This window comes from Bacillus sp. MMSF_3353 (genome assembly GCF_030733445.1).
Classification (GTDB): Bacteria; Bacillota; Bacilli; order Bacillales; family Bacillaceae_G; genus Bacillus_A; species Bacillus_A wiedmannii.
The window spans coordinates 44926-58017 of sequence record NZ_JASHJA010000017.1 but is presented as its reverse complement, the minus strand read 5'-3'; the positions used below and the strand labels follow the sequence as shown (position 1 = coordinate 58017).

The 13092-nt window shown below is 35.3% G+C and carries 15 protein-coding genes; 9 read left to right on the top strand and 6 right to left on the bottom strand.

Annotated features, from left to right (window positions below):
* Positions 1–7 precede the first annotated feature (7 nt).
* From RBB48_RS23605 to RBB48_RS23595, 3 genes are all read right to left on the bottom strand, one after another.
* Complete coding sequence (locus RBB48_RS23605; RefSeq protein WP_000100307.1) at positions 8–436, bottom strand: EamA family transporter; 429 nt, start codon at positions 434–436, stop codon at positions 8–10.
* Positions 437–580: 144 nt separating this feature from the next.
* Positions 581–727, bottom strand: a complete 147-nt coding sequence (locus RBB48_RS23600) for a BH0509 family protein (protein WP_000817786.1) — start codon at positions 725–727, stop codon at positions 581–583.
* Positions 728–881: 154 nt separating this feature from the next.
* Positions 882–1298 carry a pyridoxamine 5'-phosphate oxidase family protein gene (locus RBB48_RS23595; RefSeq protein ID WP_000550224.1) on the bottom strand — a complete coding sequence of 139 codons (417 nt, stop codon included), beginning with the start codon at positions 1296–1298 and terminating at the stop codon, positions 882–884.
* A gap of 179 nt (positions 1299–1477) precedes the next feature.
* Between RBB48_RS23595 and cax the strand changes: the two genes are divergently transcribed.
* Together cax and RBB48_RS23585 are read left to right on the top strand one after the other, a co-directional pair.
* Positions 1478–2533 (top strand): calcium/proton exchanger, encoded by a 1056-nt coding sequence (gene cax / locus RBB48_RS23590; RefSeq protein ID WP_142291666.1) that lies wholly within the window; start codon positions 1478–1480, stop codon positions 2531–2533.
* A gap of 81 nt (positions 2534–2614) precedes the next feature.
* Positions 2615–3412: a YfkD famly protein gene (locus RBB48_RS23585; protein WP_088061643.1), complete on the top strand. Its 798-nt coding sequence runs from the start codon at positions 2615–2617 to the stop codon at positions 3410–3412.
* A 118-nt stretch (positions 3413–3530) separates the two neighbouring features.
* Here the strand turns inward: RBB48_RS23585 and yfkAB are convergent, their stop codons facing one another.
* Complete coding sequence (yfkAB, locus tag RBB48_RS23580; RefSeq protein ID WP_000156029.1) at positions 3531–4658, bottom strand: radical SAM/CxCxxxxC motif protein YfkAB; 1128 nt, start codon at positions 4656–4658, stop codon at positions 3531–3533.
* Positions 4659–4871: 213 nt separating this feature from the next.
* Between yfkAB and RBB48_RS23575 the strand changes: the two genes are divergently transcribed.
* The 6 genes from RBB48_RS23575 (at position 4872) to truA (ending at position 10797) form a co-directional block, all read left to right on the top strand.
* Complete coding sequence (locus RBB48_RS23575; RefSeq protein WP_000513547.1) at positions 4872–5054, top strand: SE1561 family protein; 183 nt, start codon at positions 4872–4874, stop codon at positions 5052–5054.
* A gap of 206 nt (positions 5055–5260) precedes the next feature.
* Positions 5261–6781 carry a class I fumarate hydratase gene (gene fumA, locus RBB48_RS23570; RefSeq protein ID WP_000413499.1) on the top strand — a complete coding sequence of 507 codons (1521 nt, stop codon included), beginning with the start codon at positions 5261–5263 and terminating at the stop codon, positions 6779–6781.
* Between the two features lie 126 nt (positions 6782–6907).
* Entirely contained in the window at positions 6908–7690 is a 783-nt protein-coding gene (gene pdaA / locus RBB48_RS23565) for a delta-lactam-biosynthetic de-N-acetylase (RefSeq protein ID WP_060486931.1), read from the top strand.
* A gap of 59 nt (positions 7691–7749) precedes the next feature.
* Positions 7750–8613: a DNA-3-methyladenine glycosylase family protein gene (locus tag RBB48_RS23560; protein ID WP_000269433.1), complete on the top strand. Its 864-nt coding sequence runs from the start codon at positions 7750–7752 to the stop codon at positions 8611–8613.
* 10 nt (positions 8614–8623) lie between these two features.
* Positions 8624–10003, top strand: a complete 1380-nt coding sequence (gene rlmD / locus RBB48_RS23555; protein ID WP_000615214.1) for a 23S rRNA (uracil(1939)-C(5))-methyltransferase RlmD — start codon at positions 8624–8626, stop codon at positions 10001–10003.
* 56 nt (positions 10004–10059) lie between these two features.
* A complete protein-coding gene (gene truA, locus RBB48_RS23550; RefSeq protein WP_075313210.1) occupies positions 10060–10797 on the top strand; it encodes a tRNA pseudouridine(38-40) synthase TruA in 738 nt (245 codons plus the stop codon).
* Positions 10798–10850: 53 nt separating this feature from the next.
* Here the strand turns inward: truA and RBB48_RS23545 are convergent, their stop codons facing one another.
* Positions 10851–11048, bottom strand: coding sequence for a hypothetical protein (locus tag RBB48_RS23545; protein ID WP_097889303.1), 198 nt, complete (start codon positions 11046–11048; stop codon positions 10851–10853).
* Positions 11049–11154: 106 nt separating this feature from the next.
* Positions 11155–12558 carry a sigma-54 interaction domain-containing protein gene (locus tag RBB48_RS23540; RefSeq protein ID WP_306008161.1) on the bottom strand — a complete coding sequence of 468 codons (1404 nt, stop codon included), beginning with the start codon at positions 12556–12558 and terminating at the stop codon, positions 11155–11157.
* Between the two features lie 274 nt (positions 12559–12832).
* Between RBB48_RS23540 and RBB48_RS23535 the strand changes: the two genes are divergently transcribed.
* Positions 12833–13087, top strand: coding sequence for a biotin/lipoyl-containing protein (locus RBB48_RS23535; RefSeq protein WP_000784766.1), 255 nt, complete (start codon positions 12833–12835; stop codon positions 13085–13087).
* The last annotated feature ends 5 nt before the right edge of the window (positions 13088–13092 follow it).

Genomic DNA, 13092 nt, shown 5'->3' with positions numbered 1-13092 from the left:
GGTTTTTTTAGCTGAAAGCAATAAATAATACACCAGCTGTAATAAAGACTACACCAACGCCAGTCATAAAGTTTAACTTTTCACCGAGTATAATCATCGCGAGGATGATAGAAAATACGACGCTTAATTTATCGACAGGAGCCACTTGTGAAACTTTCCCTGTTTTAAGGGCAAGAAAATAAAATAGCCATGACGAAGCACCTGCAACCCCACTTAATGTGATAAAGAGCAGTGCTTTTTTATTTAGCAGTACGTCGCCGATATTTTGAAATTTACCTTGGATAATAATAACGCCCACCATAAATAATGCCATAATAATAGAACGAACCGTTGTTGCAACATTGGCATCGATTCCATCTAAACCAATCTTTCCGAAAATAGATACAAGGGCAGCAGCGATTGCTGATAATAGTGCGAATAAGAGCCATGAACTCATAGTAAAATTCCTCCAATCTTACATTATTATACATGAAAACCATTCTCACGTATAAAACGAAACTTTAATCAGTGGGATTTTACCGCTCCGCAAATAACGAAATAATCCCCACCTTATATTTCTAATAAGGTGGGGATTATTATACTACTCTGCAATTTCTTCATACAAAAAGTACGTTACATTATAAATATGTTCTACTTCATCGTCTGTCATAAACAATAATTCATCACGCTCAATCCCTTTTTTCTTTTCAATAAACTCAATCATGTTTTTGCGTTCTTCTCTTTTCATCAATTTGATTTCTCCTCTCAATCTGTTTTAATACAGTTTATTTAAGTTACTGCTATTATATAACAGAATCTTTAGAAAGTTCCACCTATTTTATTGTTTTTTTCAGAAGAACTTTTCGACAAAACAAGCCCACCTAAAGGGGGCTTGTTTTATTTTATAGTCGTAAAAACTCGGGCTCCGTCGTACCAGCACCATCGATGTAATAAATTGTGTCGGGATTGATTTTTATTAATACGTAATTAGGGTCTTCAGGACCAAGTAACCAGCGTTTTAAGCTATTATTCCAAAACTTGTTTTTTAATGTGGAGTCTTCCTCGATGGAGGCTAAGCCTTCAACTTCAATATAATCTTCATCTAATTTTTTTCCTTCACGTCCAAGTAGTACATGTACATTTGGATTGTTTTCGATATCTGTTATCTTTTTTGATTTCCGATCTGTTGCAACATATAACACAAAATCTTCGTGGAAAAACATCATAAAGGTACTATGAGGTTTATTTTCACGTACAGTAGATAATACACCAGTTCGTTGACCGCAAATAATAGTTTCAATTTTTTCTTTTAAATGCATGCTTTTAACCCCTGTTCATAATTTATTGTTTTCTCCGTTTAAACAAGATAATTTAAATATCTTTTATACTGTTTTCTTCAATCCGATTTTTTAAACGTAATTGTGATGAAATCGGACAAGTTAGGAGAAGAATAATAATAATATCGAGGAGAAATACATACGATGGAAGGATGAAAAGCATGTTTAATAAAATATTTCTTATAGTAGCGCTGATCGGGGTACCACTTTCTGTACTTGGAAAAATGCTTCATTGGCCTCAAACAATTATGTTCGCTGTGTATTGCATTACTATTATCGCCTTAGCGGGTTTTATGGGGAGAGCGACAGAAAGTTTGGCAATTGTCTCTGGACCTAGAATAGGCGGATTATTAAATGCTACTTTTGGTAATGCTGTTGAACTAATTATTTCGATTTTTGCACTTCAGGCGGGATTAATTGAGGTGGTATTAGCCTCTTTAACGGGTTCTGTACTTGGGAATTTATTATTAGTAGGAGGGCTATCCTTCTTTATAGGAGGGCTTAAATACAAAAGACAAAGTTTTAATGTATATGATGCAAGGCATAATTCAGCTTTATTAATCTTTGCGGTAGTAGTAGCTTTTGTTATTCCAGAGATTTTTTCAATGAAGATGGATGCTGGGAAGACGTATCAATTAAGTATCGGTGTTTCTATCATTATGATTATTATGTACCTTGCTGCACTGCTATTTAAGCTCGTTACGCATCGTGGTGTATATCAACATAAAACGGATGAAGTAGCTCATGAGGAAGAACCAGAGTGGTCGAAAGGTAAAGCGCTACTCATTTTAGCAATAGCGACAATTGCGGTCGCTTATGTGTCAGAGGCGCTTGTGCATACATTTGAGACAGTTGCAAAGTCATTTGGTTGGTCAGAGTTATTTATAGGGGTTATTATCGTTGCAATTGTTGGGAATGCAGCGGAACATGCATCTGCAATTATTATGGCGTATAAAAATAAAGTAAATATTGCAGTTGAAATTGCAGTCGGTTCTACGTTGCAAATTGCCATGTTTGTTGCTCCTGTATTAGTACTGCTTTCTATGTTCCTTGCACAAAGGATGCCTTTAGTATTTACAATACCAGAACTTGTTTCTATGATTACAGCTGTTTTCTTAACGATTGCGATTTCAAATGATGGAGATACAAATTGGTTTGAAGGCGGTACTTTATTAGCGGCGTATGTCATTATGGGAATTGGTTTTTATTTATTATGAAAAATAGGCATAACAATTGTATTGAGAGAAAACAATAAACAAAGTAGTATATATACCTTTACATAGGAAGGAGCCAGACAGGTGAAACGAGTATACAGCATATGTCTTTCAACTATGGTCTCGTTTATTCTATTATTTCCTAACATGAGTTTTGCAAAGACAACGGTAGAAACAAAAATGCCTTCATCTGTTTTAAATATTTCTAAAGACAATACGTTTCCAAATGATGCGCAAGATTTGCCGCGCTTACAACCGAGTAAGTTTGCTCAAGAACTATTGAAAACAGCAAATATTAAAATTGAAAATCCGGACTTAATTCGAATGTTTAATGAAACGACAATTTCGAATGCGCCGCTTGCGGTAGGGTACCGAGCGAAGATTTATCTAGGTCAATGGGCTTTAAATTATGAATCGGTTGATACGTCGATTAATTGGGAATATAAACAAGTAAATCGCAATGTGTACGATAATCGCGGAGGAGATCGCTTATATCCGCTACGCTATAAGCAAGAAACGCAAAAGACGGTTGAAGGTGATTTAACAGCAGATATGAAAAATACTGCGGATGTGAAAAAAATGATGCTTCTCAAAGCACTTGAAAAAGTACAATTGCCACTTGCATTTAAAACGACCATTGGTTATGGTACTGGACATGAGCGTGTGTATAATATTAGTCCGAGTCAACTTGGATATTTATACGCTTATACACCAGCAGTAAATGAAAAAGGAAAAGTAACATTTGGAGAAGTGTACCTTGTGTTAAAAGGAAATCAAAAGAGGCTTGTAGTAAAAAATATTACCTCACAAGGAATCGGAGCTGCTATTCCAATTCATGATCATTTGTATTTTAAATTCATTTCTTCTTCTCACTCGCAATAATATGAAAAAACGTCAGCTTATAAGCTGACGTTTTTATTTATCCCGCTATTTGTGGGCAATTGGTTCAACTAATAATCAGTGGGGAATGAACAAAACCCCCACTGATTAAAGTTGAACTTTAAAATGTTATGTTTGCTGTTTTTGATAAGAAGTCTTCTGTCGGATAGTAGCTATTTTTTACAAGAACATTTGGTCCAAGGCATTTTACTGCAGGACAGTGACAGCTTAATGATTGTGCTGTTTTTGAAGCACTCCATTTGTCATACGCTTCTTGTAGTGTGTTTGTTTGTACGTTACCTAGAAGAGGAACGTCACCGAAATCAGTTACAATAATATTTCCATCGAAAATGTTGACGTTTAAACGAGAACGACCATCTGGATCGTTACGAACTGTTACATTTTTGCTTTCTTGTAATTTCTTAAATGTGGCGATGTCTCGCTCGTCATCGCTACAAGCGTAGAAAGGTAAAGTTCCAAATAACATCCATACATTTTCATCGCGAATTTCTAGTAAATGCTCAATTGCATCTCGAATTTCAGCTTTTGTTAAGATCTCTAGATTACTCGCGAAGTCACTTGGATACATTGGATGAACTTCATGACGTTTACAGCCCATCTCTTCGACAATTTGACGATGAATATGTTCAATATGCGGTAGAGTCCTTTTGTTTAACATCGTTTCGGCTGATACGAGTACACCTGCATCTGATAGAGCTTTACTATTTGTAATCATTCGTTCAAATAATTTTGCACGTTGTTCATAAGTAGGTTTACGTTCCATCATTGCAAATCCACCTTCAACGAAGTCATCAATTGTTCCCCAGTTATGAGATATATGCAATACGTCTAAATAAGGAATAATTTGTTCGTAACGTGCTAAATCTATAGTTAAGTTTGAGTTGATTTGAGTGCGAACGCCTCGTTCATGAGCGTATTTTAAGAGTGGTGTTACATAGTTGTCGACGGATTTCTTTGAAAGCATTGGTTCTCCGCCAGTAATACTTAAAGAACGTAAATGAGGAATCTCATCTAATCGTTTTAATAAAAGTTCCATAGGAAGCGGATTTGGATCTTTCGGCTGTAATGTGTAACCAACAGCACAATGCTCGCAACGCATATTGCATAACGTTGTCGTTGTAAACTCAACGTTTGTTAATAGTAGTTTGCCGTACTCTTCAAGGTCCATATACGCTTCCCATGGATCGTAAGAAGGAGTAATCGGCTTCATTTTTTGTGATATCGTCATATGAAATACTCCTTTGACTATTGAAATAACAATTTGTCCATTCTCTATAATAGAAGAATATGTACTTTTTATAAAGTGAAACTTTTTTGTGAAAAAAGAGAGAGGGCTTACATTTGAATGAATGGCTGTGACAAAATTGATGAAATTTCATGCCCATAGCAATCATTTTTGCGGTATAATAAAAGCATCTCGAATTAAAAGGAGAGTGCCTTCATGGGAAAAGCAATTGAAGATAAAGATTCACAACTAGTATATTTAAAAGAACGTTTAAATATGTTCATTGAAGTAATTGATACAATTGAACCTGAAGAAGTAGAGTTAGAAGATGTAGATCGTCTTCTTGCGATGTTAGATGAATTAGAATTAAAATGTGAGCAATTTAAAAAAGACGAATAATATATTAAAAAGGCTGCCAATGCAAAATTGGCAGCCTTTTTCTGTATGGATAATAGAAGGACGGTAGAAAAAAAGGTATAATCAAGTTGTGAAAAATTTCATTTATGCTTTCATAGCGTGAAACAAATAAAAAGCTGAAGAGCATAACGATGGAATTTTCAGCTCATAACGTTTTGGTAGCGTTCACAATTGAGGGGGAAGTAACAATGGAAAAGCTTCAAGAAAGCATGTATCAACTAATTGTTGAAACGTCAACGAACTTACCGAAAGATGTTCGTCGTGCGATTCAACAAGCGAAAGAACGAGAAAATGCAGGGACTCGTTCTGCGATGGCACTTGGCACAATTACGAATAATATTAAAATGGCTGATGATAACATCTCGCCAATTTGCCAAGATACAGGGATGCCAACGTTTAAAATTTATACACCAGTTGGTGTGAATCAATTACATTTGAAGGAAGCTATCTATAATGCGCTTGAGCGGGCGACAAAAGATGGTAAACTTCGTCCCAATTCTGTTGATTCTCTTTTTGGAGACAATAGTGGAAATAATTTAGGACCAGGTACACCGGTTATTAAGTTTGAACAATGGGAAAAAGATTATATTGATGCACGCTTAATCCTAAAGGGTGGTGGCTGTGAGAATAAAAATATTCAGTATAGCTTACCGTGTGAATTAGAAGGACTTGGACGCGCTGGCCGTGATTTAGAAGGGATTCGTAAATGCCTTCTTCATGCTGTATATCAAGCGCAAGGTCAAGGCTGTAGTGCAGGTGTAATTGGTGTTGGTATCGGGGGAGACCGCACATCAGGTTACGAATTAGCAAAAAATCAATTATTCCGTACATTAGATGATGTCAATCCAGTACCAGAGTTACAAAAACTTGAAGAGTACGTATTAGAAAATGCGAATAAGCTTGGCATTGGTACGATGGGATTTGGCGGAGAAACAACTTTACTTGGTTGTAAAATTGGCGTGTATAATCGTCTGCCAGCTAGTTTCTACGTATCTGTTGCGTATAATTGCTGGGCATATCGCCGCCTTGGCGTAACAATCCATCCTGAAACAGGTGAAATTATGGATTGGCTATATCAAGAAGGTGAGGATACACTTCAGCAAGAAGCGCAAGAAAAAACAGAGCAACGTGAGATTGTATTACAAGCACCAATTACAGAAGAGCAAATTCGTGAACTTCGCGTTGGTGATGTTGTAACAATTAATGGCATGATGTATACAGGTCGTGACGCAATCCATAAGCATTTAATGGATAACGATTGTCCAGTAGATTTAAAAGGACAAGTTATTTATCACTGTGGTCCAGTTGTCGTGAAAGATGAAAATGAAAACTGGCAAATTAAAGCGGCAGGTCCAACGACAAGTATTCGTGAAGAACCGTACCAAGGCGATATTATGAAGAAATTCGGTATTCGCGCTGTCATTGGAAAAGGTGGTATGGGTGCAAAAACATTAGCGGCTTTAGAAGAGCACGGTGGTGTATATTTAAATGCAATTGGCGGTGCAGCGCAATATTATGCCGAATGTATTAAAGAAGTAAAAGATGTTGATTTCTTACAATTTGGTATTCCAGAGGCAATGTGGCATTTACGTATCGAAGGATTTAAAGCAGTTGTAACGATGGATTCTCATGGTAATAGCTTACATGCAGATGTTGATAAAACATCACTTGAAAAATTAGCTAGCTTTAAAGAGCCAGTATTTAAGTAAACAAAAATGCATCTCGAATGATTCGAGATGCATTTTTTTGGTATATATAGAAAAACATGTTCAGCATGAAAGAATGCACGGCAACAGAAACTACAAGTACGATTATATATGGAAAGGAGACTATTTATGAAATATAAATGGTTATATATCGGTCTCATTTTTTCAATTATGATGGCACTTGTTCCAGTTTCAGCATTAGCTTATACAAATACTCCACATAACTGGGGAATCCCGCGTCCTAAAAATGAAACAGTACCAGATGCAGGAAAGTTATACACAGATTTACTACAAAAAAATGGTGGGTTTTATTTAGGGGATGCAAAGAAAAAAGATATTTATTTAACATTTGATAATGGGTACGAGAATGGATACACAGGGAAAATCTTAGATGTATTAAAAGAGAAAAAAGTACCGGCAACTTTCTTTGTAACGGGTCATTATATTAAAACCCAAAAAGATTTGTTATTAAGAATGAAGAATGAAGGACATATTATTGGAAATCATTCGTGGAGTCATCCTGATTTTACAACGGTAAATGATGCGAAACTTCGTGAAGAATTAACGAGTGTAACGGAAGAGATTAAAAAAGTAACTGGGCAAAAAGAAGTAAAATATGTACGTCCGCCGCGCGGCGTATTTAGTGAAAGAACGTTGGCTCTTACGAAAGAAATGGGCTATTATAATGTATTTTGGTCACTTGCATTTTTGGATTGGAAAGTGGACGAGCAAAGAGGATGGCAATATGCACATAATAATGTAATGACGATGATTCATCCAGGATCTGTTTTATTACTTCATGCAATATCAAAAGATAATGCAGAAGCACTTGCGAAAATCATTGATGATTTGCGCGAGAAAGGGTATCATTTTAAAAGTCTAGATGACTTAGTAAAAAGCAATCAACCGTAAGCATGTATGCTTGCGGTTTTCTCATGCTATAATGATGTGTAAAAAGGATGGGGAAACGTATGTGGAGCGAACATGTTACGTTAGAGTATCCGTATCATTTTGAAGAGGTATTAAAACGTTTATCTTTTGATCCTCTTAACGTCATTCAATTAGATGAGAAAGTCATTTATGTCCCGCTTTGTATAGACGAGGAACAGATTGTTGTTCGCTTGCAAGGGATTGGTACTGTTCAAAATCCACAGTTTTGGATCTCTAGTCAGGCAGGAGATCAAGAGAAAGTCATGAAACGAATGAGGGCCATTTTTCATTGGAATGAACCGTTTCAAGATATACAAAATCATTTTTTAAACACATCATTACGTCCACTATTTGAAACATATGCTTATACTCCAATTATTTTAGAGTTTGATTATTTTGCTTGTCTTCTTCGCTGTATCATTCATCAACAAATAAATTTGAAATTTGCTACTGTGTTAACAGAACAGTTTGTGAAACGATATGGAACAGAGAAGAACGGTGTATTCTTTTTCCCCACTCCAGAAATAGTAGCAAATATTTCAATAGAAGAATTGAGGGAGCAGAAGTTTAGTCAGCGAAAGGCTGAATATATAGTAGGGTTAGGTCGAAGTATTGTCAGCGGTACATTAAATTTAGCGAGTATAGAAACCAGGGCGGATGAAGAGGTTTCCGCACAATTGTTACCAATTAGGGGGATTGGTACATGGACAGTGCAAAATTTTTTAATGTTCGGGCTTGGACGGAAAAATATGTTTCCGAAAGCGGACATTGGGATTCAGCGTGCAGTGCAAGGTGTATTTCAATTAGATGATAAACCTGATGATGCATTTTTAGAAAAAGTGAAACAAGAGTGTGAACCATACTGCAGTTATGCAGCGTTATATTTATGGAAAAGTATAGAGTAGAGGTGTAATAATGATACAAAAGCAACATGAGAGTAAGTTGGAAGTTGGTCAAACGTTTCCTGTGACAATTAAACGTCTTGGGATTAACGGAGAAGGCGTTGGTTATTTTAAGAGACAAGTTGTTTTCATTCCAGGGGCATTACCAGGAGAAGAAGTTGTTGCTGAAACAACGAAAATTCAGCGTGGCTTCGCTGAAGCGAAAGTGAAAAAAGTTCGTAAAGCTTCACCACATCGTGTGAAAGCACCATGTCCGGTATATGAAGAGTGTGGCGGTTGTCAGCTGCAACATTTAGATTATAAAGAACAATTAAATCAAAAGCGTGATATCGTCGTACAAGCATTCGAGAAGTATATGAACAACAGTTTGGAAGAAAAAATTCGTCCAACGCTTGGTATGGAAAACCCATGGCATTATCGTAATAAGAGTCAATTACAAGTGGGACGTAAAGACGAAAAGGTTATTACAGGGCTGTATAAGCAAAATTCACATCAGTTAATTGATATTGCTCACTGTATGATTCAACATAAAGCAACGAATGAAGCGACAAAAGTTGTAAGACGTATATTAGAAAAATTAAATGTTTCTATTTACAATGAGAAAAAACAAAAAGGTTTAGTACGCACAATTGTGACACGTACTGCAGTTCAAACAGGGGAAGTACAAGTTACACTTATTACAACAAAAGAAGAATTACCAAATAAAGATCAATTTATCGCAGAAGTACAAAAACAGATGCCAGCTGTTAAATCAATTATGCAAAACGTAAACTGGCGTAAAACATCTGTTATTTTCGGTGATAAAACATTTAAATTAGCTGGAAAAGAAGTAATTCAAGAAACACTAGGTGATTTATCATTTGAATTATCAGCACGTGCATTCTTCCAGTTAAATCCAGAACAAACAGTTGTTTTATACGATGAAGCGAAAAAAGCAGCTGCTTTAACAGGCGATGAGAAAATTGTAGATGCTTATTGTGGTGTTGGTACAATCGGTCTTTGGCTTGCAAATGATGCAGCGGAAGTACGTGGTATGGATGTAATTCCAGAAGCGATTGAAGATGCAAGAAAAAATGCGAAGCGTCACGGATTTACAAATACGAAATATGAAGCAGGTAAAGCTGAACAATGGTTACCGAAATGGGTAAAAGAAGGATGGCGTCCAGATGTAATTGTTGTCGATCCACCTCGTACAGGTTGCGATGATAAATTACTGGAAACAATTTTAAAAGTGAAACCAAAACAAGTTGTTTACGTATCTTGTAATCCTTCTTCATTAGCACGTGATGTACAAGCATTAATGAAGAGTTATGAAGTGGAATATGTACAACCAGTTGATATGTTCCCACATACAGCCCATGTAGAAAATGTAGTGAAGCTTGTTAGAAAGTAAAGTTTATTCATATTCCCTCACGATATGAGGGAATATTTTCTATGAAGGAGAGTAAAATGAATAATTATAAATTAACGATTCAGTACGATGGTGCACGTTTTAAAGGATGGCAACGTCTCGGTAATAACGATAATACAATTCAAGGAAAAATCGAGAGTGTCATATCTGAAATGATCGGAAAAGAAATTGAAATTATCGGTTGTAGTAGAACAGATGCGGGTGTACATGCTTTGAATCAAGTTGCTAACTTTCAAAGTGATGAGAAGTTAGTGGAACATAAAGTGAAAAAATATTTAAATCAATATTTACCCAACGATATTAGCATTACGAATGTAGAAGAAGTACAAGATCGCTTCCATGCTCGTTATAATTCTAAAGCAAAAACATATCTTTATAAAATTTGGAATGAAGAGCATACAAATCCATTTATGCGTAAATACAGCATGCATGTGAATAAAAAATTAAATGTGAAAAGCATGAAAGAAGCTGCGAAACATTTAGTTGGTTCACATGACTTTACTGCTTTTTCAAATGCGAAATCAAAGAAAAAGTCTATGGTTCGAGAAGTATATACACTTGAAGTGATGGAAGAAGCAGGATTTGTACAAATTAGAGTAAGTGGTAACGGATTCCTTCATAACATGGTACGAAAAATTGTTGGAGCATTAATTGAAGTTGGATTAGGACAATTAGATGCGGACGCAATCCCAAATATTTTAGAGGAAAAACAACGTAATCAAATTAATTGTCTTGCTGAGGCGAGTGGTTTGTATTTGGAGAATGTTGAATTTTAATAAACAATAAAAAAATCGAGCTGTGTAAGCTCGATTTTTTTATTGTTTTGGCATTAAGAAGATTTTTCTTTCTTCATACGTATCTTCAAATTCCAAAAAGCAGCAAGCATAATAGCTGCAAAGGAGCCGCTAATTGTTGCTAATAGTTTTGCATAAGGATAAGCATTCATATCAACTAGTAACATCATACATACAAGGGTAGGGAAGAAGGCTAAGTAGTGTAATAACTTTAATTTGTTATCATTACTCATATATATCGTTCCTTTCTAGTATGTTATATGTTTATTGTAGCATATTTTCCCAATTTTCATTTGTACTTGGAAGCGGATTCATCCTATATTTGATTAAAGTTTCATTTCATATGTGTAAATGCAATTTTTTAATTCGATATTGTAAGTTTTGCCTACTTAATCCTAAAAACTTTGCAGCCTGTGAGATATTACCGTGATACTCTGTCAGAATTTGATTGATGTAGTTCTTCTCCATTGTCTCTATTGTGTGCTTTAACGTTTTAGGTGCATCATCCTCGTTATTAGTTAGGGAAGGTTGCATATTGAATTCTTTTTTTATTTGTTCACGAAAGCGAGCGGGAAGATGAAACGCTGTAATAATATTTTCATCTTCAACTAAATTCATCGAACCTTCAATGATATGTTCCAATTCTCGTACGTTTCCAGGCCAATCATATGCATACAAGAATTCTCTTACATGTACATCTAGATCCGTTACGCCAAGTCCAAATTGAATGTTGTACTTTTCGATAAAGTGCTGCACAAGATCAGGAATATCTTCTTTTCGTTCACGTAAAGGCGGGAGACATAAAGTAACGACGCTTAATCGGTAATATAAGTCTTCCCGTAATCGATTATGTGTAATAGCTTCAAGAGGATCTTCATTAATAGTTGCTATAATACGAACATCAATTTCTTTTTCTTGTGTGCCTCCGATTCTTCGTATTGTTTTTTCTTGTATAGCTCGTAGTAACTTCGCTTGAAGTGCTGGACTTAATGAGTTGATCTCATCTAATAACAAAGTTCCTCCATTTGCTTCTTCAAATAAACCAGCTTTATCGATAGCTCCTGTAAATGCACCTCGGTTCGTACCAAATAATAAGCTTTCCATGAGTGTATCAGGTATAGCGGCACAGTTTTGTGAAATAAATGGTTTTGTTGAACGTTGACTTTCATTATGGATACTTTGTGCAAATAGTTCTTTACCGGTCCCTGTTTCTCCTACGAGAAGTATGGATGAGGATGTACGAATTACTCTCTTTGCTTCTGTAATGACAGATTGAATAGCATTAGAATCACCGATTATGTGATCAAAGGTAAACTTATTATTTTGTTTTCGAGAAAGGTTCGTTTTCATTGTTTTTTTGAAATGGCTAATCTCTGTTGAAATTTCAATAGCGCCTTTAATTTTTCCGTTTTCTATTATAGGGAAAGTATTGTTAATTGTTGTAATTTCTTGCCCTTTATTGTTAAAATACGTTTGTTTTATATTTTTGTTTGTTTTTCCTAATTTTAATGCCTCTATTAGAGTACTATTTTTATTTTCTTCAAATGCGAATACTTCTAAAGGACTTTTATATAGCACATCTGAGCGTTCCATTGATTCAATTTCCATCATTTTGCGGTTATAGATAATCGTTTTACTTTCCTCATTAATAATATGAATCCCGATATCGAGCTCATTGAGTAAAGTTTCATATAGCATATTCATTTCAATGATCTGTTTAAAATTAATTTCTTCTGTACGCATAGATTATCTTCTCCTCATTTCACCCTATGAAGACTGACTTTTTATAATTTTATTAAAATTCTTATAAAATCGCAAAATTTTTTTGCTATTTTCCCTTTAAAACTTCTCAAATGATAGAAAAATTTTGCGGTTATGAAGATTTTTTTTTGAGAAACCTTCATTTTAAATAGGAATTGGAGATTGGTACGCATTTTGCATAAATAATAGTTGAAATCTCTAAAGGAGGGATATGCAACGTTTCAGTACCGATTAATAAGAAGGAGGAGTTTATAAAGTGAAGATGGTTATAGAAGGCGTGTATAGTCCTTGTTACGGGAAAGTAGAGAAGTTATTTGTTACGGAAAGTTCTTACGTATACGAGTGGGAGAAATTAGCGTTAATTGAAACAATAGATAAACAGAAAGTAGAAATTAAAGTAGGAATCAGTGGATATATCGAATCATTAGAAGTAGTAGAAGGACAAGCTATCGCTGATAAAAAGTTATTAATAACAGTGAGGGATGATCTTTTAATAACAGGTAGTGATTGATACTA

Bases quoted from the DNA above. Each gene is read 5' to 3' on its own strand.
- RBB48_RS23605 (WP_000100307.1), bottom strand. From the start codon at position 436: ATGAGTTCATGGCTCTTATTCGCACTATTATCAGCAATCGCTGCTGCC.
- RBB48_RS23600 (WP_000817786.1), bottom strand. From the start codon at position 727: ATGAAAAGAGAAGAACGCAAAAACATGATTGAGTTTATTGAAAAGAAA.
- RBB48_RS23595 (WP_000550224.1), bottom strand. From the start codon at position 1,298: ATGCATTTAAAAGAAAAAATTGAAACTATTATTTGCGGTCAACGAACT.
- cax (WP_142291666.1), top strand. From the start codon at position 1,478: ATGTTTAATAAAATATTTCTTATAGTAGCGCTGATCGGGGTACCACTT.
- yfkAB (WP_000156029.1), bottom strand. From the start codon at position 4,658: ATGACGATATCACAAAAAATGAAGCCGATTACTCCTTCTTACGATCCA.
- RBB48_RS23575 (WP_000513547.1), top strand. From the start codon at position 4,872: ATGGGAAAAGCAATTGAAGATAAAGATTCACAACTAGTATATTTAAAA.
- fumA (WP_000413499.1), top strand. From the start codon at position 5,261: ATGGAAAAGCTTCAAGAAAGCATGTATCAACTAATTGTTGAAACGTCA.
- pdaA (WP_060486931.1), top strand. From the start codon at position 6,908: ATGAAATATAAATGGTTATATATCGGTCTCATTTTTTCAATTATGATG.
- RBB48_RS23560 (WP_000269433.1), top strand. From the start codon at position 7,750: ATGTGGAGCGAACATGTTACGTTAGAGTATCCGTATCATTTTGAAGAG.
- rlmD (WP_000615214.1), top strand. From the start codon at position 8,624: ATGATACAAAAGCAACATGAGAGTAAGTTGGAAGTTGGTCAAACGTTT.
- truA (WP_075313210.1), top strand. From the start codon at position 10,060: ATGAATAATTATAAATTAACGATTCAGTACGATGGTGCACGTTTTAAA.
- RBB48_RS23545 (WP_097889303.1), bottom strand. From the start codon at position 11,048: ATGAGTAATGATAACAAATTAAAGTTATTACACTACTTAGCCTTCTTC.
- RBB48_RS23540 (WP_306008161.1), bottom strand. From the start codon at position 12,558: ATGCGTACAGAAGAAATTAATTTTAAACAGATCATTGAAATGAATATG.